This window comes from Aminobacter sp. Y103A (genome assembly GCF_030294925.1).
In the GTDB taxonomy this organism is placed as follows: domain Bacteria; phylum Pseudomonadota; class Alphaproteobacteria; order Rhizobiales; family Rhizobiaceae; genus Aminobacter; species Aminobacter ciceronei.
Map to the genome: position 1 here is coordinate 61743 of NZ_AP017987.1, position 22198 is coordinate 83940.

General features: G+C 63.0%; 21 protein-coding genes and 1 pseudogene. 21 read left to right on the forward strand and 1 reads right to left on the reverse strand.

The window, feature by feature from the left end; genetic code table 11:
• The first annotated feature begins 31 nt into the window (after positions 1-31).
• The 11 genes and pseudogenes from Amn_RS27845 to Amn_RS27895 all read left to right on the forward strand — a co-directional run bounded on the left by Amn_RS27845 (position 32) and on the right by Amn_RS27895 (position 10360).
• The gene (locus tag Amn_RS27845) at positions 32-1087 is read left to right on the forward strand and encodes an ABC transporter substrate-binding protein (RefSeq protein WP_192320564.1); all 1056 of its coding nucleotides are present in this window, start codon (positions 32-34) and stop codon (positions 1085-1087) included.
• On the forward strand, positions 1087-2193 hold the full coding sequence (locus Amn_RS27850) for an ABC transporter ATP-binding protein (protein WP_286298856.1): 1107 nt from the start codon (positions 1087-1089) through the stop codon (positions 2191-2193). The genes Amn_RS27845 and Amn_RS27850 overlap by 1 nt, the downstream gene beginning before the upstream one ends.
• On the forward strand, positions 2190-3053 hold the full coding sequence (locus tag Amn_RS27855) for an ABC transporter permease (RefSeq protein ID WP_192320560.1): 864 nt from the start codon (positions 2190-2192) through the stop codon (positions 3051-3053). Before Amn_RS27850 ends, Amn_RS27855 begins: the two co-directional genes overlap by 4 nt.
• 10 nt (positions 3054-3063) lie before the next feature.
• Positions 3064-3858, forward strand: coding sequence for an ABC transporter permease (locus Amn_RS27860; RefSeq protein ID WP_192320558.1), 795 nt, complete (start codon positions 3064-3066; stop codon positions 3856-3858).
• A gap of 37 nt (positions 3859-3895) precedes the next feature.
• A pseudogene (locus Amn_RS27865) lies at positions 3896-4414 on the forward strand (molybdopterin dinucleotide binding domain-containing protein); the annotation flags it as partial.
• Positions 4411-4668, forward strand: coding sequence for a hypothetical protein (locus Amn_RS27870; RefSeq protein ID WP_286298861.1), 258 nt, complete (start codon positions 4411-4413; stop codon positions 4666-4668). The pseudogene Amn_RS27865 and the gene Amn_RS27870, both read left to right, overlap by 4 nt.
• A gap of 539 nt (positions 4669-5207) precedes the next feature.
• Positions 5208-6734, forward strand: coding sequence for an ABC transporter substrate-binding protein (locus Amn_RS27875; protein WP_192320555.1), 1527 nt, complete (start codon positions 5208-5210; stop codon positions 6732-6734).
• Between the two features lie 77 nt (positions 6735-6811).
• Entirely contained in the window at positions 6812-7753 is a 942-nt protein-coding gene (locus tag Amn_RS27880; protein ID WP_067967325.1) for an ABC transporter permease, read from the forward strand.
• Positions 7753-8628, forward strand: a complete 876-nt coding sequence (locus tag Amn_RS27885) for an ABC transporter permease (RefSeq protein ID WP_067967330.1) — start codon at positions 7753-7755, stop codon at positions 8626-8628. Before Amn_RS27880 ends, Amn_RS27885 begins: the two co-directional genes overlap by 1 nt.
• A 1-nt stretch (position 8629) precedes the next feature.
• Positions 8630-9835 carry an amidohydrolase/deacetylase family metallohydrolase gene (locus tag Amn_RS27890; protein WP_286298865.1) on the forward strand — a complete coding sequence of 402 codons (1206 nt, stop codon included), beginning with the start codon at positions 8630-8632 and terminating at the stop codon, positions 9833-9835.
• 87 nt (positions 9836-9922) lie between these two features.
• Complete coding sequence (locus tag Amn_RS27895; RefSeq protein ID WP_286299076.1) at positions 9923-10360, forward strand: RidA family protein; 438 nt, start codon at positions 9923-9925, stop codon at positions 10358-10360.
• 9 nt (positions 10361-10369) lie between these two features.
• Here the strand turns inward: Amn_RS27895 and Amn_RS27900 are convergent, their stop codons facing one another.
• Positions 10370-11188, reverse strand: a complete 819-nt coding sequence (locus Amn_RS27900) for an IclR family transcriptional regulator (RefSeq protein ID WP_154384458.1) — start codon at positions 11186-11188, stop codon at positions 10370-10372.
• A gap of 95 nt (positions 11189-11283) precedes the next feature.
• Between Amn_RS27900 and Amn_RS27905 the strand changes: the two genes are divergently transcribed.
• The 10 genes from Amn_RS27905 (at position 11284) to Amn_RS27950 (ending at position 22144) form a co-directional block, all read left to right on the forward strand.
• The gene (locus Amn_RS27905; RefSeq protein WP_286298866.1) at positions 11284-12480 is read left to right on the forward strand and encodes an aminotransferase class V-fold PLP-dependent enzyme; all 1197 of its coding nucleotides are present in this window, start codon (positions 11284-11286) and stop codon (positions 12478-12480) included.
• A gap of 37 nt (positions 12481-12517) precedes the next feature.
• Positions 12518-14350 carry an ABC transporter ATP-binding protein gene (locus Amn_RS27910; RefSeq protein WP_286298867.1) on the forward strand — a complete coding sequence of 611 codons (1833 nt, stop codon included), beginning with the start codon at positions 12518-12520 and terminating at the stop codon, positions 14348-14350.
• Between the two features lie 203 nt (positions 14351-14553).
• The gene (locus Amn_RS27915) at positions 14554-15507 is read left to right on the forward strand and encodes a DUF1403 family protein (protein WP_286298869.1); all 954 of its coding nucleotides are present in this window, start codon (positions 14554-14556) and stop codon (positions 15505-15507) included.
• Positions 15508-15509: 2 nt separating this feature from the next.
• Positions 15510-16187 carry an SMC-Scp complex subunit ScpB gene (gene scpB / locus Amn_RS27920; protein ID WP_286298871.1) on the forward strand — a complete coding sequence of 226 codons (678 nt, stop codon included), beginning with the start codon at positions 15510-15512 and terminating at the stop codon, positions 16185-16187.
• A gap of 190 nt (positions 16188-16377) precedes the next feature.
• Positions 16378-16749: an antitoxin Xre/MbcA/ParS toxin-binding domain-containing protein gene (locus tag Amn_RS27925; RefSeq protein ID WP_067967357.1), complete on the forward strand. Its 372-nt coding sequence runs from the start codon at positions 16378-16380 to the stop codon at positions 16747-16749.
• A complete protein-coding gene (locus tag Amn_RS27930; protein ID WP_286298873.1) occupies positions 16742-17260 on the forward strand; it encodes an RES family NAD+ phosphorylase in 519 nt (172 codons plus the stop codon). Before Amn_RS27925 ends, Amn_RS27930 begins: the two co-directional genes overlap by 8 nt.
• 379 nt (positions 17261-17639) lie before the next feature.
• Entirely contained in the window at positions 17640-18749 is a 1110-nt protein-coding gene (locus tag Amn_RS27935) for a transporter substrate-binding domain-containing protein (RefSeq protein WP_286299084.1), read from the forward strand.
• 43 nt (positions 18750-18792) lie between these two features.
• Positions 18793-19458 (forward strand): ANTAR domain-containing response regulator, encoded by a 666-nt coding sequence (locus Amn_RS27940; protein ID WP_286298874.1) that lies wholly within the window; start codon positions 18793-18795, stop codon positions 19456-19458.
• A gap of 313 nt (positions 19459-19771) precedes the next feature.
• Positions 19772-20809, forward strand: coding sequence for an alpha/beta fold hydrolase (locus Amn_RS27945; protein ID WP_286298875.1), 1038 nt, complete (start codon positions 19772-19774; stop codon positions 20807-20809).
• An 87-nt stretch (positions 20810-20896) separates the two neighbouring features.
• On the forward strand, positions 20897-22144 hold the full coding sequence (locus Amn_RS27950) for an urea ABC transporter substrate-binding protein (RefSeq protein WP_286298878.1): 1248 nt from the start codon (positions 20897-20899) through the stop codon (positions 22142-22144).
• Positions 22145-22198: the final 54 nt, after the last annotated feature.

The window sequence follows — 22198 nt, forward strand, 5'->3', positions numbered from 1 at the left end:
CAATTTCGGTTCAGGAACGGAGGAATATCTGATGACTGCATTCAAACGCGCCGCCGGCGTGAGCCTGACAGCGCTTGCCATGTCCATCGCCGCATCGGCGGCGATGGCCGACACGGTGGTACTCACCGCCTATTCGGGCATCTTCCAGGAAAACTACGTGAAGGCCGTCGTCGAGCCCTTCATGAAGGCCAACCCCGACGTCAAGGTCGAGTTCTACGGCATGCCGAACTCGGCCCAGATGCTCGGCACGCTCCGCGCCCAGGTCAGCGCGCCGCAGATCGACATCGCCATCATGGACGTCTCGGTGGCCAAGGCTGCCACCGATGAGGGCATCTTCGCCCCGATGGACGAGACCGTCACCAAGCACCTCGCCGACCTCTACCCGCAGGCCAGGGCCGACGGCGTCAACGCCGTCGGCGTGACCTTCGACAACCTTGTCCTGCTCTACAATACCGACAAGGTGAAAGAAGCACCGACCTCCTGGAATGCGCTGTGGGACGCACAATACGCCAAGCAGGTCTCCATCCCAGCCGTGCCTGACATCCAGGGCACGACGCTGACCATCATTACCGACAAGATGGCCGGCGGCACCGACTACATCCAGAGCGTCGACGCCGGCATCAAGCGGCTCGAGGAACTGGCGCCCAATGTCCAGACCTGGGAACCGCGCCCCGACGTCTACCAGCCCATCTCCAGCGGCACGGCTGCCATCGGCATCGGCTGGAACGCACGCGCCCAGGTCTATTCCGACCTGTCGGCCGGCAAGCTCGGCGTCGTGCTGCCCCAGGAAGGCAGCGGCTTCCAGATCAACGTCATCGGCCTGGTCAAGGGCGGGCCAGCGAGCGAAAGCGCCAAGAAGTTCGTCGACTATGCGCTGAGCCCGGAGGCCCAGGCGGCGTTCACCGAACAGATGTTCTATGCGCCGACCAACGCGAAGGCCGCCGCACTGATCTCGGAAAAGGCGCTCGAACGCACGGCGGCCGGCGTGATGGACAAGATGATCGCCATCAACTGGCTCGAGGTCGCCAAGATCCGCGAGGCCATCACCGAGCAGTGGCGCCGCCGCGTCATCCCGCTCAGCCGCTGATGTTGGTCCGGGAGTCGCACATGCCCGTCTCTTCCGCCCCCGAAGAGCATCTCAGGCTGCAAAACATTGGCGTCAGCTTCGGCAATGTCAATGTCATCCCGTCGCTCGATCTTTCGGTCCGCAAAGGTGAAATGGTTGCGTTCCTCGGCCCGTCCGGCTGCGGCAAGACCACGACGCTCAGGATCATCGCCGGGCTCAACACGCCCTCCCGTGGCCACATCGTGGTGGGAGGGCGCGACATCACGCGCCTTCCCATCCATGACCGCGACATTGGCATGGTGTTCCAGAGCTACGCCCTGTTCCCGCACATGAACGTCTCGCGCAACGTCCAGTTCGGTCTGCAGATGCGCAATGTCTCGGGACGCGAGGCGGAGGAGCGGGCAGGCCGGGCGCTCGAAATGGTGCAACTCAGCCATCTCGCCCACCGCAAGCCCAAGGAACTTTCGGGCGGCCAGCAGCAGCGCGTAGCACTTGCCCGTGCGCTGGTGATCCAGCCGTCGATCCTTCTGCTCGACGAGCCGTTGTCCAATCTCGACGCCAAGCTGCGAGACGAGATGCGCGTCCAGATCCGCGCCCTGCAGCAGGAGAGCGGCATCACCGCGGTGTTCGTCACCCATGACCAGGTTGAGGCGCTGTCGATGTGCGACCGCGTCGTTGTCATGCGAAACGGTCATGTCGAGCAGTTCGGCACGCCGACCGAGGTCTATGAGCGGCCGGCAACGGCCTTCGTCGCCAACTTCGTCGGCCGCACCAACAAGCTCAAGGGCAAGATCGGGTCGGATGGCGTCCTCTCGGCTGCCGGACAACAGCTCCGCTCCGCCACCACGGTTGCCCCCGGGGCTGTCGAGGTCCTCGTGCGGCCGCACCGGATCCATCTCCAGGGTCAGGCGAGCGACACCAGGGAAGCCGACAACAAGGTCAAGGGCACAGTGTCGGGCCTCACCTTCGTCGGCGACCTCGTCCAGTACGGGGTTCGTGTCGGCGACGACGAGATCGTGGTCGAAGAGGCGACGCGGCGCGAGCGCAGGCCGGTCGGCGTCGGCGACAGTGTGGTGCTCGGCTGGTCGGCCGAGGACACGCTGGTCTATCCGGGCGGCGGCCAATGAGCGCGGCAGCCACCCTCCCGCGCCAATGGCGCAACGGCGAACTGGCCGTCATGCTGCTCCTGCCGATCGCGCTGATCAATGCGATCGGTTTCATCCTGCCGGTGCTCAACCTCGCTCGCTATTCGTTCAACAAGTCGCGCATCGGCGGCGGCATCGAGAACGTCTTCACCTGGGACAACTGGGCCGGGCTGCTGAGCGATCCGTTCTATCTCGAACTGGTCTTCAACTCGGTCTGGATCAGCCTCGCCATCACGCTGACGACGCTGGTCGTCTCCTATCCGATCGCGCTTTACCTGCATCGGTCGACCGGCTCGTGGCGGACTTTCCTCACCGTGCTCGTCATCTCGCCGCTGCTTACCTCGGCGGTTGTGCGTACCTATGGCTGGATTGCCATTCTTGTCGACGACGGCCCGGTGGTCAGCGCCATCAAGGGCGTCGGACTGCCGGCGCCCAGCCTGATGTTCAACATCAAGGGTGTCTTCATCGGCCTGACCGAGATCCTGATGCCTTACATGATCTTGGCGCTGATGGCCGGTTTCGGGCGGCTCGACCCGCGCGTTGAGGAGGCCGCGCGGACGCTTGGCGCCACTCCGTCGCGGACCTTCCTGAAGGTGATCCTGCCGCTGACATTGCCCGGCATCGCCCTCGGTTGCCTCTTGTGCTTCGTGCTCGCAGTGTCGTCCTTCATCACGCCCAAGCTGATGGGCGGCGGCCGCGTCTTCCTGCTCGCCACCGAGATCTACGACCAGGCCATCGTGACGCTCAACTGGCCGTTGGCCTCGACGCTGTCGATCCTGGTGCTCATCGTCTTCGGGGCGGCACTCTGGGCATATTCCGCCGTGCTGCGGCGTCTGGACTGAGGAGGGCATCATGGAAATCCACAAGACATCCTGGCCGATGCGCATCCTCGTCTTCGTGCTGTTTGCCTATCTGCTTGCGCCCGTCCTGCTCGTCTTCCCGCTGTCTTTTTCGGGTGACCAGGTGCTGCGCTTCCCACCGACCTTCTGGTCGACGCGCTGGTACGAGGCGCTGTTTGCCAACAGCCAGATGTTGAAGGCGTTCTGGACGAGCCTGTCGCTGGCGGCGATCGTCACGGCGCTGTCGATCGTGATTGCCGTGCCGGCGGCTTATGTGATGACGCGGCTGAAGTTTCTTGGGCGGGATTTTCTGTTCAACCTGTTCACCGCGCCGCTGCTTCTGCCCACCATCGTGCTCGGCCTCGCCATCCTGATCGTCTTTGCCTCCTTCGGATTGCTGGCGACGATGCAGGGACTGGTGTTTGCCCATCTGGTGGTGACACTGCCCTATGCGCTGCGCGTGCTGGCGGTGTCGCTCAGCACCCAGGACAGGGCCTGCGAGGAGGCGGCACGCACGCTCGGCGCCAAGCCGCTGACAGTGTTCTTCCGCGTCACGGTGCCGATGCTCACTCCCGGCATCGTCGCGGCTGCAGCGCTCTGCTTTCTCGTCTCCTTCGACGAGGTGGTGATCACGCTGTTCCTGACCGGCCCGCGCATCAGCACGCTCCCGGTCGAACTCTACAATTATGTCTACAACCAGGCCGACCCGCTGGTGGCCGCAGCCTCGGCGCTGCTGATCCTGCTGACGCTTGGCGTCATCATGGTCGTCGAACGGGCCATGGGACTGGGCAAGGCCTTCGTGAAATAGGTGTCCGGCGGTTGTGACCGCCGGGTTCAACCGGATCAGCTACAACAGGCGGCTGCGCAAGCCGCGCGGCTTCCATCTGCGCAATGCCGCGGCGCATCGGGAATGGAACACGCAGGCCGGCAAGGCGACCTTCGCCGCCGGGCCGCTGCCGGAGGAGACGGTGCATCAGCGCGCCCGCAAGAGCGGTGGACGCTTCGCGCTGCAGACCTTCCGTTCGCACGACCAGTACAACACCACCGTCTACGGCCTCGACGACCGCTATCGCGGCGTCTATGGCGAGCGGGAGGTGATCTTCATCCATCCGGACGACCTCGAGGCGATCGGTGCCCGGGCAGGGGACCGCGTCGATGTCGTCGGTGCGCATGATGACGGTATCGAGCGCGTCGCCCGCAATTTCCGCTTCGTGCCCTACGACGTCCCGCGCGGTAGCCTTGCCGGCTATTATCCCGAGCTCAACGTGCTCGTGCCGCTCTCCAGCGCCGGCATCGAAAGCGCCACGCCGACATCCAAGTCGATCATGGTTTCGTTCCGGCTCCGCGAGGCCCAGGTGTCGTGAGTGATGGCGCCTTCATGGCGGCAGTGGAGCAGGTCCTGCAGGTATATCCCGATCTTAGCAAACTCCAGGCTGCCGTTGTCGCGGCAGACGAGATGGACATCGCCCATGACGGCCGCAGCTTCGCCCGCATCTTTGGCGTCGCGCACGCGCTGGTGTTGCGCCAGGTAAATGCGTTGGACGAGGCCGGGGCCTTGCTGAGGATCACCAAGCGCGAGCCAAGGACAATGCGCACGCATTATGTCGTGAGCTTGTGACGGAGACCAAACGCAGCATTCCAATCGCGCGGTGGGGGTGACCACTCAGGATGTCTGCGCCTGGCGCCGGGGAGGCGAGCATTCCGCGATCCTCGCGAAGCGATGCCGGCTTCGACGGGGGCGGGCTAGGTCGCCTGTGCCTGGTTCGGCTACCGGTTCCATGCCCGTCATGCCAGCACAAACAGCCGCCCTTCACGCGGGGCTGGAGACAAGAGTGGATCCATGTCTGTGTGCTGGAAAGCCCCAGTCGGTATCGATGTTGGAAGGCCTGATGGCTTCAAGATGAACGGGCGTTGGACGACAATTCGTAAAGTGTGTCGTCGACCTTGTCGTAGCCCAGAAAATTCAAGGTTCCCTTCATCGAGGCATTTCTTTCAAAGAAACTGGATGGATGGGTTGTGAAAAATGCCAGAGATACTTGGCATTGTACCCAGATTCCCAGCTTCTTCGTCACGGGCATTGACAGCAGAAATCGCTCATGTACTCTCTAATAACAGCTTATATTCCATAAAAATGGAATACGTTAGGGAGGACGTTCAATGAAGCTGAAACTTGCATCCTTGGCTGCAGCACTTCTGCTGGCGCAGTCGGGTTATCTCATGGCGCAAGAAAAGGGCGGCGTGATCAATGTCGCCACCATTGGCGAGCCGCCGACGCTCGATCCGATGACGTCGACTGCCGACCTGGTCGGCATCGTCACGCAGCATATGTTCGAGACGCTCTATACTTTCGACAAGAAATGGACCGTGACCCCGCTTCTCGCCGAGGCGCTGCCGGAGATCGGCGCCGACGGCAAGACCATGACCATCAAGCTGCGCCAGGGCATCAAGTTCCACGACGGCACCGACATGGATTCGGCCGACGTCGTCGCCTCGCTGAACCGCTGGGTCAAGCTCGCCTCGCGTGGCAAGCAGGCCGGCAACTTCATTGCCTCGATCACTGCTACCGATCCGTCGACCGTCACCATCGCGCTCAAGCAGCCCTATGCGCCGCTGGCCTCGCTGCTCGCCTTCAACAACTCGGCCGCGATCATCATTCCGTCCGAGAAGCAGGCCGACACGATGGCCGAGTTTGTCGGCACCGGCCCCTACATGCTGAAGGAGCGCAAGGCCGACCAGTACATCCAGCTCGTGCGCTACGACGGCTACACGGCGCGATCGGAAGCGAGCGACGGTTATGGCGGCGCTCGCCATGCCTACCTCGACGAAATCCGCTTCGTGCCGGTGCCCGACGCCAACACCCGTGTTGAGTCCGCCGTCTCGGGCCAGTACGATTATGTCGACGCTTTGCCGGTGGAATCCTTCGACAAGCTGAAGGGTGCTGCCGCGACGCAGCCGATCGTGCTGAAGCCGTTCGGTTATCCGGTGTTCGTCTTCAACACGGCCGAGGGATCGGCGAAGAACGTCGAAGTCCGCAAGGCGATCCGCCAAGCGCTCAGTATGGAAGACATGCTGGCTGCGGCTTTCGGCAGCACCGATTTCTACGGGCTCGAAGGCAACATCTATCCGGCGAGTTTCTCCTGGAGCACCGATGCCGGCGTTGAAGGCAACTACAACGTCGCCAATCCGGAAGGCGCCAAAGCTGCTGCGGCGGCTGCCGGCTACAAGGGCGAGCCTGTCCGTATCCTGACCAGTCGCCAGTACGAGTTCCACTACAAGATGGCGCAGGTCGCCGCCGAGTATCTCAAGCTCGCCGGCTTCAATGTCGATCTGCAGGTGGTGGATTGGGCGACGCTGACCCAGCGCCGCGCCGAGAAGGGCCTTTGGGACATCTACATCACCCACAGCCCGTTCCTGCCGGAGCCGGCTCTGATCGGTTCGCTGTCGACGACGGCGCCCGGCTGGTGGGACACGCCGGAACGCAAGGCAGCGGTCGATGCCTTCACCGCCGAAGTCGACCCGGCCAAGCGTGTGGCCCTCTGGGCCGACGTGCAGAAGGTCATCTACGGCGACGTGCCCTTCATCAAGATCGGCAACTTCAACGCCGTGGGCTCGATTTCCAACAAGCTCCAGGGCGTGGATCCCGCTCCGTGGCCTTATTTCTGGAACGCTTCGATCAAGAAGTAAGACGCTGACAACAGCGGGCGCCGATCAGACCGGCGCCCGCCCATTGCCGCGAAGCCAACGCGGATACGGGACCTGTCATGATACGCTATATCCTTCAGCGCATCGCCGGAATGATCGTCGTGATGTTCATCGTCGTGACGATCGTTTTCGTGATCGTGCGCGTCACACCAGGCGATCCGGCCGCCGTCATGCTGGGGCCCGATGCCACGCCCCAGGACATTGCGGAGCTCAGGACGCGCCTTGGCCTCGATAAGTCGATTTTCGTCCAGTATTTTCTCTATGTCGCCCAACTGTTGAAGGGCGATCTCGGCCACTCGATTTTCCTCAATATGCCAGTGTCTGCAGCCTTGATGGAACGCGCTGAGCCAACCTTCTTCCTCACCGTCTTTTCGCTGTCCATCGCCTGCGTCATCGCTCTGCCCATCGGTATCTATGCCGCCTACCGGCGCGGGTCCTTCATCGACCAGGCCTCGACGCTGCTTGCCATGCTGGCTGCCAGCATCCCGAGCTTCTGGCTGGGCCTGATCCTGATGCAGGTGTTCGCGGTTCGCCAGCAATGGTTTCCGGTGTCCGGTTACGGCGGGCCGGATGCGGCGTTTCTCGACAGGATGTACCATCTCACCTTGCCCGCCGTGGCACTCGGCCTGGTGTCGTCGGCGCTGATCCTGCGCTTTACCCGCGCCTCGATGCTGGACGTTCTGGGCGACGATTACATCCGCACGGCGCGTGCCAAGGGCGTCGTCGAGCGGCGCGTTGTGCTGAAACACGCACTCAAGAACGCCTTGATCCCGATCCTGACGGTGGTCGGGTTGACCGCCGCCGTGCTGATCTCAGGTGCTGTCGTCACCGAAACGGTCTTCGGCCTGCCTGGTGTCGGCAACCTTGTGGTCTCGGCGGTGCTGAGGCGCGACTATCCCGTCATCCAGGGTGCACTGCTGGTCATTGCCGGCCTCTATGTCCTCATCAACTTCGCCATCGACATGCTCTATCTGCTGGTCGATCCAAGGGTGCGTTACTGATGACCGATCTCGCTTCCGCATCCTTGCCGGCCCCGGAGCCGAAGTTCCTGTTCCTGCGCCGACTGTTGAAGCGCAAGACCGTCGCCTTTGGCGTCATCGTGCTGGCGGTCTTTGTCCTGCTTGCCCTGCTTGCGCCTTGGATCGCGCCTTACTCGCCGTCCAAGCTTTCCATCGTCAACCGACTGAAGCCGCCGAGCGAGATGTTCTGGTTCGGAACAGACGAATTCGGCCGCGATATCTTCTCGCGCACCATCTATGCGGGACGGCTGTCGCTTTTGGTCGGTGCTGCGGTGGTCACGCTGTCAGCGCTCATCGGCGTGACGCTTGGCTTGCTTGCCGGCTTCTTCCGTTCGCTCGACACGCCGATCGCGCGGCTCATCGACGCCATGATGGCATTCCCCGACATCCTGCTGGCGATTGCTCTTGTTGCAGCACTCGGCCCGTCGCTGGTCACGGTGATCGTGGCGCTGTCGATCGTCTATGCGCCACGGCTGGCGCGCATCGTTCGCGCCTCGACGCTCGTCATTCGCGAGCTGCCTTATGTCGAGGCGGCGAAGTCGATGGGCATCTCGACCTTCCACATCATGACACGGCACGTGCTGCGCAACCTGGTGTCGCCCATCCTGGTGCAGGGCACCTTCCTGTTCGCCAGCGCCATGCTGGCCGAGGCTGGCTTGTCGTTCCTGGGGCTGGGCGTCAGCCCGGAAATCCCGACCTGGGGAACCATGATCGCCGGTGGACGCCAGTATATCGGCCAAGCCGACTGGATGACCTACTTTCCCGGCTTCGCCATCATTCTCTCGGTGCTGTCGCTGCAGCTGGTTGGCGACGGCCTGAGGGACATGCTCGACCCGAGACTGCGAAAGGACATGTAAGATGGCAGCCACAGCAACGGCCAAGCCCCTTCTCATTTCCAATGTCAGGCCTGTCGCCCTTGGCGACAGCACGTCGCTGCCAACCGACATACTGGTGGGGGCGGATGGCATGATCGCAGCCGTCGGACCGTCGCTTCAGGCGCCAGAAGGCGCGGAACGCATAGACGCCAGGGGAGCCTGGATTTCGCCGGGCTGGGTCGATTTGCACGTCCATGTCTGGTACGGCGGCACCGACATCTCGATCCGGCCGTCCGAATGCGGGGTCGAACGCGGCGTGACGACGCTGGTCGATGCCGGGTCAGCGGGTGAGTCCAATTTTCACGGCTTTCGCGAATACATCATCGAACCCGCGCGCGAACGCATCAAGGCATTCCTCAATCTCGGGTCCATCGGCCTCGTCGCCTGCAATCGTGTTCCGGAGCTGCGCGACATCAAGGACATCGATCTCGACCGCATCCTGCAGTGCTATGCCGACAACAGTGAGCACATCGTCGGCATCAAGGTGCGTGCAAGCCACGTCATCACGGGGTCGTGGGGCGTGACCCCGGTCAAGCTCGGCAAGAAGATCGCCAAGATCCTGAAGATCCCGATGATGGTCCATGTCGGTGAGCCGCCGGCCCTTTATGACGAGGTACTGGAGATTCTTGGGCCCGGCGACATCGTCACCCATTGCTTCAACGGCAAGGCCGGGTCGAGCATCATGGAAGACGAGGACCTGTTCACGCTCGCCGAGCGTTGCGCTGCCGAAGGCGTGCGGCTCGACATCGGCCATGGTGGCGCGTCGTTCTCGTTCAAGGTCGCCGAGGCCGCGATCCAGCGCGGATTGATGCCGTTCTCGATCTCGACCGACCTGCACGGCCACTCGATGAATTTCCCGGTCTGGGATCTCGCGACGACGATGTCCAAGCTGCTGTCGGTCGGCATGCCGTTCGGCAGGGTCGTCGAAGCCGTCACCCATGCGCCCGCCTCGGCGATCAAGGTGGAAATGCCGAAATCGATCACTGTTGGTGCGCGTGCGGATTTCACCATCTTCGATCTCGTCGACGGCGACTTCGAAGCCACCGATTCGAACGGCGACACCTCACGGCTCAAGCGCCTGTTCGAACCGCGTTACGCAATCATCGGATCGGAGGCCGTTGCCGCCAGCCGATACGTGCCACGCGCCCGCAAGCTCGTGCGTCACAGCCATGGCCTGTCGTGGCGCTGAAACATGATCCCAGAGACTGGACCTGAATTGACCGCCTCCCAAGCCATCGCCGCCTCCGCAACCGCAAGTCCTGCCGACCGCCTGATCATGCTGGGTGTCCAGCTTCCGCCGGCACCGCCGCCGGTCGCCAACTTCGTCACCCATGTGCGCGAGGGTGACTTGCTCTATCTCTCGGGGCAGGGGCCTCGCGAGGCGGATGGCAGGTTGTGGACGGGCAAGGTCGGCGAAGGTGTCAGCGTCAGCCAGGCCTATCAGCACGCCCGCCTTGTCGGGATCAACCTGCTGGCGGTGATGCAGGAAGCGCTCGGCGATCTCTCGAGGGTCAAGCGCGTTGTCAAGCTGCTCGGCATGGTCAATGCGTCGCCTGATTTTGAAGACCACCCACAGGTCATCAACGGATGTTCTGATCTCTTCATCGATGTGTTCGGAGAGGCCGGTCACCACGCGCGCTCGGCCGTCGGCTTCGGTTCTCTGCCCGGCAACATCACGGTGGAGATCGAAGCGATCGTGGCACTTCGGAGCTGAGCGATGACGCTAGCGGTTGCGCCAACCCATCGAGGTCTCGATCCGCTCGGCGGAGGCGCGCACGCGGTCTGTGTAGTGGCTCTCGTCGGAAAGGACCTTCTGCTCCGGCAGCACGATGGAGATCGTCGCGACGCATTTCCCGTCGCGGTCGCAGACCGGCGAAGCAATGCAGGCCACCGCATAGTCGGATTCCGCGATCTGCATCGAAAGCCGCTGCTGGAACGCCTTGCCCGCGGCGGCCGAAAGGGCGGTCGCATCCACTTCTGCACGACCGGTCGGCGACATGCGGGCGCAACGCTTGAAAAGGTCGATGCGCTCGGCTTCGGGCAGATGGCCGACGAGCAGCCGGCCGGATGCTGTCCAGTTCAGCGGCACCCGCGTGCCGACACGGGAGGCGACCTGGAACGGGCTCGGGCCGTCGGCCATGGCGAGCACCAGCATGTGGTCGCCTTCACGGCCGCACAGCTGGACCGTTTCGCCGACGTCGCGGCAGAGATCGTGCATCTCGCGGTTGGCGACGCCCATGAAGTCGAGCGAGCGCGCATAGGCGAGGCCATAGTGGTAGAGCCGCGCGCCAAGCCAGATGGAACCATCGGGGCTGCGGGCCAGCATGTTCTTCTCGACGAGATCGTCGATGATGACGTAGACGGTCGACAGCGGCGCCTTGATCGCCTTGGCGATGGCGTAGGCGCCCGCCGGCTCGCCGGTTTCGTAGAGATAGTCGATCACCTGCAGGGCGCGGTCGATGCCCGAAACCCGAGAACGCCTGGCGCCGTTTGCCGACGTCGGTTCGTCAGTAGCATCAGTGGATTGAGTTATCGCGTCCAAGGGCGTGCTCCTGATAGTCTGGGTAATCTATTACATTATTATGGCATATCTTGTCGAGCCGAAAGCCGACGCTTGCCGATGCACGGGAGAGGAAAATGACCGAAGACGTCCGCCGCAAGCTCGGCCTGCGACCGGTGATCAATGTGTCGGGAACGATGACGAGCCTCGGCGCCTCGATCGTCGTGCCGGAAGCGATCACCGCGATGGCCGAGATCCTGCCGCAATTTGTCGAGATCAACGATCTCCAACGCAAGGCAAGTGCGGTGATCGCCCGTCTCACGGGCGCCGAAGCCGGCTACATAACGGCGTCGTGCTCGGCCGGGATCTCGCTCGCCGTCGCCGGCGCCATGACCGGTGACAACTTGCTGGCGATCGAACGTTTGCCGGATCAGACGCCTGCCAGGAATGAAGCAATCATCCAGATGGGGCACATCGTCAGCTATGGCGCGCCTGTCGATCAGGCCGTCCGCCTTGCCGGGGCGAAGCCGGTCATCATCGGACAGGCGACATCCACCCACCGTTTCCACATGGAGAATGCGATCACCGACCAGACGGCGGCGGCTGTCTATGTCGTGTCGCACCATGTCGTCGACTACGGCCTGCTCAACCTGCTCGAATTCGTCGAGATCGCACATGCCAGGGGCGTGCCTGTCATCGTCGACGCGGCGTCCGAGTATGATTTGCGCATCTTCCTCGCCCAGGGCGCCGATATGGTTCTCTACTCCGGTCACAAGTTCCTGGGAGGGCCGACGTCCGGCATCGTCGCCGGCAAGAAGGAATTGGTCCGACACGCCTACCTGCAGAACCTCGGCATCGGCCGCGGCATGAAGGTCGGCAAGGAAAGCGTCTATGGCGCCATGGCCGCATTGGAAGCCTGGGAGAAGCGCGACCACGCCGGCATCCGTGAACGCGAGACCGGCTATCTCAGGCTGTGGAAGGAGACGCTCGACGGCCGCCCCGGCGTCAACGCCGTGATCGAGCCGGACCCGACGAAGAACCCGCTCGACCGGCTGCGCGTCAACATCAGCGCGCAGGAGGCGCATATCACGGCCTGGGATCTGGCATCTGCGCTGGCGGGCGGCGACCAGCCCATCATCGTGCGTGACCACGAGGTCGAGCATGATTACTTCTACCTCGACCCCTGCAACCTGCATCCGGGCCAGGAGACGATCGTCGCCCGGCGCCTGGCCGAGGAACTCGACAGGGCACGCGCCTCCAACGAGATCATCGCCACGCCGTTCGAGAACCGCAGCCGTCACCGCTTCGACGGCCTGCTGCGCTGGCCCGATTGAGCGCGCAGCCTGTCGATCAGGTCAGGGAGGAGAGATAATGAGCGTTCAGGAAAACAGCCTTGGCCAGACCGTCGATCCGGTTCTGTCGGTGCAGAAACTCACGACCTCGTTCATGGTCGACGGCAAATGGAAGCCTGTCGTGCGCGACATCTCCTTCGATGTCGCGCCCGGCGAAACCGTTGCTATCGTCGGTGAATCCGGGTCGGGCAAGAGCGTGACGTCGCTGTCGATCATGCGCCTGCTGCCGCCCGACACCAGCCGCATCGAGGGCAGGATCGTCCTCAACGGCCGGAACCTGACCGACCTGCCCGAAGACAAGATGCGGCAGGTGCGCGGCAACGACGTCGCGATGATCTTCCAGGAGCCAATGACGAGCCTCAATCCGCTCTTCACCATTGGGGACCAGATCTCCGAGGCGCTGCTTTGCCATAATGCCATGTCCTTCGCCGACGCCAGGGCCGAGACCATCCGGTTGCTGGAAAAGGTGCGCATTCCCTCTGCCGCCTCGCGCTTCGACGAGTATCCGCACCGGTTTTCGGGCGGCATGCGTCAGCGCGTGATGATCGCCATGGCACTGGCCTCGCGCCCAAAACTGCTGATCGCCGACGAGCCGACGACGGCGCTCGACGTCACCATCCAGGGACAGATCCTCGACCTGATCAAGATGCTGCAGGACGAACAGGGAACGTCGGTGCTGTTCATTACCCACGACATGGGCGTGGTGGCGGAGGTGGCCGACCGCACGGTTGTGATGTTCCGCGGCGATCAGGTGGAAACCGGTGCCACCGCCGACATCTTCCATCGCGGCAAGCACCATTACACCCGCGCGCTGCTCTCCGCCGTGCCGGTGCTCGGTTCGATGGAGCAATACGACCGCCCGCTCCGCTTTCCCATCGTCAACACCTCGACGGGCGAGTGCACACTGCCCGTGGAAAAACCCGATACGGTCGTTCGCGACAGACCGGTCCTGCAGGTGAAAAACCTGGTCAAGCGCTTCGACATCCCTACTGGCCTGTTCGGCCGGGTCGGCGGGCGTGTGCATGCGGTGGAGAACGTTTCCTTCGACCTGTTTGCCGGCGAAACGCTGTCCCTGGTCGGCGAATCCGGCTGCGGCAAGTCGACCACCGGCCGCGCCATCATGCGGCTGATCGAGCCGACCTCGGGCGCGGTCAAGATCGACGGCAAGGACGTCATTGGCATGGACAAGCACGAGATGCGGCAGATGCGCAAATCGGTGCAGATGATCTTCCAGGACCCGTTCGCCTCGCTCAATCCGCGCATGACGGTCGGCCAGGCGATTGCCGAGCCCTATCTCGAGCACAGGATGGGCACGGCAAAACAGGGGCGCGAGCTGGTCGCCGATCTGCTCAGCAAGGTAGGCCTGTCGCCTGACATGGCGAGCCGCTATCCCCACGAGTTCTCCGGCGGCCAGCGGCAGCGCATCTGCATTGCACGGGCGCTGGCGCTCGAGCCGAAAGTCATCGTCGCCGACGAAAGCGTCTCGGCGCTCGACGTCTCGGTCAAGGCGCAGGTGATCAACCTGATGCTCGACCTGCAGCAGAGCCTTAACCTGGCCTTCCTGTTCATCAGCCATGACATGGCGGTGGTCGAGCGCGTCAGCCACCGCGTGGCGGTGATGTATCTCGGCGAAATCGTCGAGATCGGCCCGCGTGCGGCAGTCTTCGGCAATCCGCAGCACGACTACACCAAGCGTCTGCTGGCGGCTGTGCCGGTTCCGGACCCCGATCGTCGCCACGAAAAGCGCATGTCGGCCGCGGACGAACTGAAATGCCCGATCCGTGCGCCGGACTACCAGGTCCCGCTGCGCCAGTTCCGGGAAGTATCAGACGGCCATCTCGTGGCGGTCTAGCCTGACGACGTCGAGGGCGGCAAGCGCGGGGAGATTGCGCGCAATGCTCTTGGAGCGGGCCTCCGACACTCAACAACTGATCGCTGACTGCGGAAAGCGAATGGCTCGCGCCGTTCTGGCTCCATTCTGTGGGCAAAAATGGCTGTGCGCTTTCTGCCGGCAACCGTGGCAGCAAGCGCACCGCTCGACTACTCTCCACGCATATGATTCGAGCCAGCCAAGCATCCGCCGTCCCGCCTGCGTTGCCGCGCGTGCCCTCGTGGGCGCTGCCGGATGGGCCGGTGGCAAATGACGCAGATGCGGCATTCTACGCCGGCGCGGCGCTTGCATCCCTCGACGGTTTGGTGCGCTCGGAGCCGGTTTGGGCCGGCAGCTGGCGCCAGCGGCAGGCGCTCAAATGCGCTGTCGCCGCAGTCCGGCTGGCCGGGCGTTCCGAGGAAGAGGCCGCGTTGCGTGACGCCTGGTATCTGCGCCCTGCAGGTGGAGATCCCGGACCTGCCGGCAGCATTCTGGGGGCATGGCGCCATCTGGCCTCGCGGCCGCCAATGATCGACGCCGGCGGGCTGGCGCAGGTCATCGAATGGCTCGGGCTGCGCGTCGACGACAGGTCCGACAAACTTGCCGAAACCGTAGAGGAACTGGCCGCGGGGGACAAGCCGGCGCCGCTTGCCGCGGCAGCGATCGCCAGTCATGTCGCTGCCGGACGGGCTGATGCCGAACCGTTGGCGTGGTGGCTGGCCGATCTGATCTTGGCGCGAAAGCTGCGCTGGCCCCGGCCCGTGCCACTTCTGGCCGCACAGCTGTTTTCCCCGGCCTTCCGTTCCGGCGACGGGCGCGGCAAGCGCATCCGCCCCGGCGACGCAGCGTTCGAACGGGCAGTGTGCGTGGCTCTGGCAAACGGGGCCGGTGACGGTCTGAGGCTCGCACTCGACATCGCACGGCGCGCCGACCGGCTGGCAGCAGTAACGCCGAAGCTGCGGGCGAAAGGAGCAGGCGAGGCGATCCGGCGACTGCTCGATGACGATGCGGTGCCGGGTACGCTGAGTACGCGCAACCTGTCGCGATTTGCGGCACGGCGTCTGTTCGAACGGCTGCAGACATTCGAAGCGGTGCGCGAACTCTCCGGGCGCGCCTCCTTCCGGCTGTACGGCCTGTAGCGATGACGGAAGCGCGCCGAAAGGACAAGGATCAGCCGACATTGCTCGACACCGAGCTCGAGCACCTGCCGCCGGAGCTGCGCTGGCGCGAATGGATGGGCCGGGTGGAGGCGGTGATCTTTGCCGCCAGCGAACCCGTACCGCGCGAGATGCTGGTTCGGATCGTAGGCAGGAATTGCAATCTCGACCTGATCATCGACGACATCAGGGCAGAGCTTGCCGGTCGGCCCTATGAGCTGGTTTCGGTTGCCGGCGGCTGGCAGCATCGCACCAAGAAGGCGTTTGCCGATGCCATCCGCACTGCGACCGGCCAGGTCGATATGGGGCGCCCGCTATCGCAATCGGAAGTGTTGGTGCTGATGTGCATTGCCTATTTCCAGCCGATCACCCGAGGCGAACTGACGGCGTTCTTCGGCAAGGAGGTCAGCCGCGATCTGATCGGCGTGCTGAGGTCGCATGACTTCATTGCCTCGGGACCACGCAGTCCGACGCCGGGCGCGCCCTACACCTATGTTACCACCAAGACGTTCCTGTCGCAGTTCGGCCTCGATACGTTGCGCGATTTGCCCGACTTCGAAGCGCTCGAAGATGCCGGGCTGCTCAGCAAGGAGCAGTTGCTTGCCGGAAATGTTGCCCTGGGACTTGGAGGAGCCGGCGAGGTCGACCAATCCGAGGATTGACCGCTTGCCTGCCATGACGTGTCTCCGTGGAGGAGGCGATGGCGCGCCTGCACGACATGCGTTGGGGAGCGGGTCGAGCAGGGTAACATGCACGCTGGCAATGACCTGGAGGTCATAATCCGGACTTGAATTGGGCGCATGATGCGCACATATTGAACGAGTGGATATCAAAATACGTCAGGAACGTGTCATGGCAGCTCAGAGTTTGGGAATGTCGGCGGCCCATTTCGGTGAAGCCCGGTCGCAGTTTCTCTCGGCTCGCCGCGTGTCGGAGCTGCTGGGTGTCACCCAGGCCGACCTGGCCCGGCTCGTTGGCGTTGCCCGCAACACGCTGACGGCGCGCTCCGGGGCACGCAAGGTCGACCAGGCGCTCAGCCCCGTCGTCCGCATCCTGGCGATGGCCGCCGAAATGGCCGGCGACGAGAGCCGTGCAGCGATCTGGTTCAAGCATCAGCCGATCCCGGGTTGGGCCGGCAAGACGGCCTATGACCTGGTCGGTGAGGGCAAGGCGGACAAGGTCCTGGCTTATCTGGAGGCGGTGCGCTCCGGCGTTTATGCCTGAAGCCGCCCTGCGTCAGCAGCGAACCTTGTGGCGGGCCTTCGTGCCGCGCTGGGCGCACATGCCGCTTTCGGGCGAGGGCGCTGCGCGTTTCGGCGGGCGCTGGAACCCGGTAGGATCGCCGACGCTGTATGCGGCCTGTGAGCTGTCGACCGCCTGGGCTGAATACAACCAGGGTTTTGTCCAGCATCCGGCGTTGATCGCCCAGCTCGAGCTGTCGGACGCGAGGCTGGCCGACCTGACCGATGCCGCGATGCTGGACGAACTCGGCATCGATGCCGGCATTCACAGATGCGAGTGGCGTTCCGATCTCGATGAGGGCAGGGTACCGGAAACCCATCTTTTTCGGCAGCGCCTGCTGACTGACGGCTTCGACGGCGTCGTCTATCCCTCGTTCATGTCTCCCGGCGGCAGTTGCGTTGCGTTGTGGCACTGGAACGGTCCAGGCCAGCCGATACTCAAGGTCATAGATCCTGATCAGCGCTTGCCGAAGACACCGGCCTCCTGGCTCTAAAAGCTTGTCTGCGCCCAGCCTTGCCATGCTGACACTCAGTCGGGTCGTGGCAGAGAGCTTCAGGTCGCGGCTATGGGGTTGCGGACGTCACGGGTGCGCGCCTATGCGGCTCCCTTGCCGAAGCGCATTGCCGGCTTTGCCGCCTAGGCATCTGCGGGCGTTATCAAACGCAAAGGAGCGTTTTCGATTGGTCCCGCCATGCTAGTATGTTAGGAGTATCTAACTTGTATGTTAGGAATATCTAATTCCTCGTAGGGGTGGTTTGCGGCAGCAGCGTCATAAGTTGCGCCGGACCATGGTCGGAAACCGGCCGACGAGGGGATTGGAAGGCGGAGGATCGGATGCTCGCATTTCACCTTGCCGTGGACGGTAGTTGAGCATGGGCTCGACGGGCGAGCCCTGGCGCGTCGGCGTCCTCTTTTCGCAGTCCGGAGACACCGGGGCGATCGAGGAAACGCAGCTCAAGGGCACGATGCTGGGCATCGCCGAAATCAATGCGGCGGGCGGCATCAATGGCCGCGAGATCGTGCCGATCATCTATGATCCGACATCCAGCACTGAACTCTACTCCCACTATGCGCGGAAGCTGTTGATCGAGGATCGCGTCACCACGATCTTCGGCTGCTACACCTCGACAAGCCGCAAGGCGGTGCTGCCGCTGGTGGAGCGGGTCAATGCATTGTTGTGGTACCCGACGCGATATGAGGGCTTCGAATTCTCGCCCAACATCATCTACACCGGCTCGTCGCCCAACCAGAACACCATCGAACTGATCAATTATCTGCTCGCGACCCATGGCAACCGGTTTTACCTGCTCGGCACCGATTATTGTTATCCCCGGCGGACCAACCGGATCGTTCGCGATCTCGTCTGCGGCCAGGGCGGCACGATCGTCGGCGAGGAGTATCTGGGTTTCGGTGCGGGCCGGAATGATTTCCGGCCGATCATCCGCGACCTGCGCAACGACAAGCCTGATGTCATCTTCTCGACCGTCGTCGGCCAGGCGATCTCCCATTTCTACCAGGCCTACACCGACGCCGGCTTCAGCCCCGACACCATGCCCATCGGCAGCCTGAACACCTGCGAGGCGGAATTGCGGCTGATGGGAACGGATGTCGGGGCGGGCCATATCACCGCTGCGACCTATTTCGAGAGCGTGGAGAATGAAGAGAACGACCGCTTCGTTCGTCTCTTCAAGCAGCGTTTCGGCGAGGACGAGTCGACCAACATGTGCGCCGAGGCGGCGTATTTCCAGGTTCACCTCTTCGCCCAGGCTGTCACCGAGACGAACAGCATGGATACCGATACCTTGCGCCCGGCGGTGCTCGGCCGCGAGATCGCCGCACCCCAGGGCCGGATCGGCATCGACTACAAGAACAGCCACGCCGAGCTCTGGACGCGCATCGGCAGGGCCGACGGGCACGGCCGGTTCGACATCCTCAGGGAATCAAAGGTCGCGCTGCGGCCCGATCCGTTTCTCGTCACATGAGGGTGGCCGATTTGCCTGAGTGCACAGCATACGAGGATTGGTCATGAGTGGTCCTTCTCGCCGATCCTACGGAGCCGGTGCCGACGGCTCGCAGCGTGCGAGTGCTGCGCAACCACGAGCCACGCGCGGATCGGGTGGTGTGCAGGCGGAGCTGCGCCAGTCGACGGTGCTTCTTGTCCATCCGCGTGATGCCCAGGGCGATGCAGTGTTGCGTGAGATCAGGCGGGTTGGCTGTCGCGTCGAGATGGCCTGGCCGGCGCCGACGCTGCCGCCGATAGGCTTCGACTTCGCGCTGGTGACAATCGACGCTGACGTGCTTGCGGCTGCCCCGTGGCTGTCCGGCGCGCCGCCGGTGCCGGTCGTGGCGGTCATCGATGGCGACAAGGGCGTGCCCGTCGACGTGCTCAGGCTTTCAAACGCCCAGGCGATATTGGTCAAGCCGTGCCAGCCTGCCGCGATCCTGTCCAACCTCGCACTGGCGCGCCACATATTCAGCTACGAACGGCGCTTGCTGAACAAAGTGGCGAAGCTCGAAGAGACGCTGCATGCCTCACGGCAGATCGAGCAGGCCAAGCTGATCCTGATGACGCAGAAGAAGCTGCGTGCCAACGAGGCTTACGACTATCTGCGGCGGCAAGCCATGACCAGGCAGACGTCGGTTGCTGCAATTTCCGCAGCACTGGTTGACGCCTACGGCTTGATGGAATAATATTCAAGTGTTCGTGAGGCCTGATGGCCTCCGAAGGCTCCGAAAGAGCCTGCATCCGCAGCAAAAGCGCTGCGTTTCATAGAGGATCTAGATAGACCTCGCGCAAACTCAGGTTTCTGAGTGCGCGGGGTTTTTTGCGTTTTTCTACCTGCTGAAACCTGGATGGCAGAATTACGCGGAACACAGCAGGAGAAGCTGAACCGGTTTCATCAAAACTGGAACGAATACTTGTTGCCTTCGAGAAATACTTGCAACTGGCGGTCCATGTCGGAACGCCTGAACCCTGAACTATTGCCAGAAGCAGGAGGAACCTATGGCTGGATGGAAAATAGACAAGGAGATCGACTACGAGATCTTCGAGCTTGGCGATCTCAAGTTGCAGAAGGGGATGACCCTTCCCAACGCAAAGCTGGCCTACAAGACATTTGGCAGGCTCAATGCCGACAAGAGCAACGTCATCGTCCTGCTGACCTACATGGCCTCGACCCACTACGACAACCAGTGGGTTATCCGCGAAGGCGGCGCGCTCGACCCGAGCAAGTACTTCATCGTCATCCCCAACATCTTCGGCAATGGACTGTCGTCATCGCCGACCAATACGCCGCCGCCCTACAACAAGGCGCGTTTCCCGCATGTCACCTACTACGACAACATCAAGGCGCAGCATCGCCTGCTGACCGAGAAGTTCGGCATCACCAGGATCAAGATGGTGACCGGCTGGTCGATGGCTGCCGCGCAGACCTTCCACTGGGCAGCGCTCTATCCCGACATGGTCGAGACGATCTGCCCGACCGCCGGCTCGGCGAAGACGGCCAAGCATAACCACGTGATGCTTGAGGGCGTGAAAGCCGCGCTGACGGCCGATGATGCCTTCAAGGAAGGCTGGTATGACGAGCAGCCCTTCAAGGGCCTGCGCGCCATGGGCCGCGTCTACGCCGGCTGGGGCTTTTCACAGGAGTTCTTCCGCAAGGAGGAATATCTCGAGCTCGGCTATGCCTCGGTCGAGGATTTCATCGTCGGCTACTGGGAACAGTGGTTCAATCTGCGCGATGCCAACAACATGGTCGCGATGATCCGCACCTGGCAGTCTGGCGATATCAGCGACAACGAGCTGTACAACGGCGACTTCCGCAAGGCGCTGGGCGCCATCAAGGCCAGGGCGATCGTCATGCCGGGCGACTGCGACCTCTATTTCCCTCCCGAAGACAGCGCGTTCGAGGTCGAGCACATGCCGAACGCGGAACTGCGGCCGTTCCGTTCGAGCCATGGGCATTTCGCTGGCGGGTCCGGACTCAGGGAGGCGGATGTGAAGTTCCTCGACGAAGCCTGGCGGGAGTTGCTGGGCGCCTGACGAGGCAAAATATCGCGATGTGATTTTCAAGCATGAACCCAGCTGGCCGACGCATTGGCGTCGGCCGCGGAAAACAGGGGAACAAAAATGATAATGAATTCACAGCTCAATCGCCGCACACTTCTCAAGACGGGTGCCGGAGCCGCGGCGGGCCTCGGTCTGGCCAGCATCGGTGGCCGCGCTTTCGCGCAAGAGGACACGATCAGGATCGCCAGCCTGCTCGACCTGTCCGGCGGTCTCGACGCGGCCGGAAAGCCGATGCAGGACGCCATCACCTTTGCGGTCGAGGAGATCAACCAGGCGGGCGGGCTCCTTGGCAAGCAGATCAGCCTGATCACCTACGACACCCAGACCGACATGCGGCTCTATCCGCAATACTCTCAGCAGGCAGCCTTGAAGGACAAGGTATCGGCCGTGTTCGGCGGCATCACGTCGGCATCCCGCGAGGTGATGCGACCGGTGCTTCGGCGGCTCAACACGCTCTACTTCTACAACACCCAGTATGAGGGCGGGGTCTGCGACCGCAATATCTTCTGCACCGGCATCACGCCGGCACAGAAGCAGTCCAAGCACGTGCCCTATGCCATGAACAAATGGGGCAAGAAGATCTACACGCTGGCCGCCGACTACAATTATGGCCAGATCACCGCGGCCTGGACCCGGAAATACTGCACGGACAACGGGGGCCAGATCGTCGGCGAGGACTTCTTCCCGCTCGACGTCACCAATTTCGGCTCGACGATCCAGAAGATCCAGGAAGCCAAGCCGGATTTCCTCTATCTCGTCCTTGTCGGCGGCGCGCACCAGTCGTTCTACCGCCAGTGGGCCGCCGCGGGCATGAACAAGCAGATCCCGATGGCCTCGACGACGATGACCATCGGCGGCGAGCAGATGGTGCTGTCGCCCGAGGAGACCAACGGCATCCTGCTGTGCTTCAACTATTTCGAAGCGCTCGACACGCCGGCCAACAAGGCATTCCTCGATCGTTTTTACAAGCGCTTCGGCGCCGACTACCCCTATGTGACCGAACTGGCGATGGCCACCTACCAGTCCGTCTATCTGTGGGCGGAAGGGGTCAAGAGGGCAGGCACCGCCGAGCGCATGCCGGTGATCGAGGCGCTCGAATCCGGCATCAGCCTCGACCTGCCCAGTGGTAAGTTCTCGATCGATCCGCAGACGCATCACTGCGTCATGGACATCAACATCGGCCAGATCCAGGACCGCAAGATCAACATCCTGGAAAGCTTCTCGCAGCAGCAGCCGCTCGACACGTCGGGCGTCTGCGATCTCAAGAAGAACCCTGACGACAACTCGATGTACGTCATCAAGGTCTGAACGATCCGAATGCGTGCGGGTCGTCCGGTCGCGTTGGAGCGAACGACCCGCAGC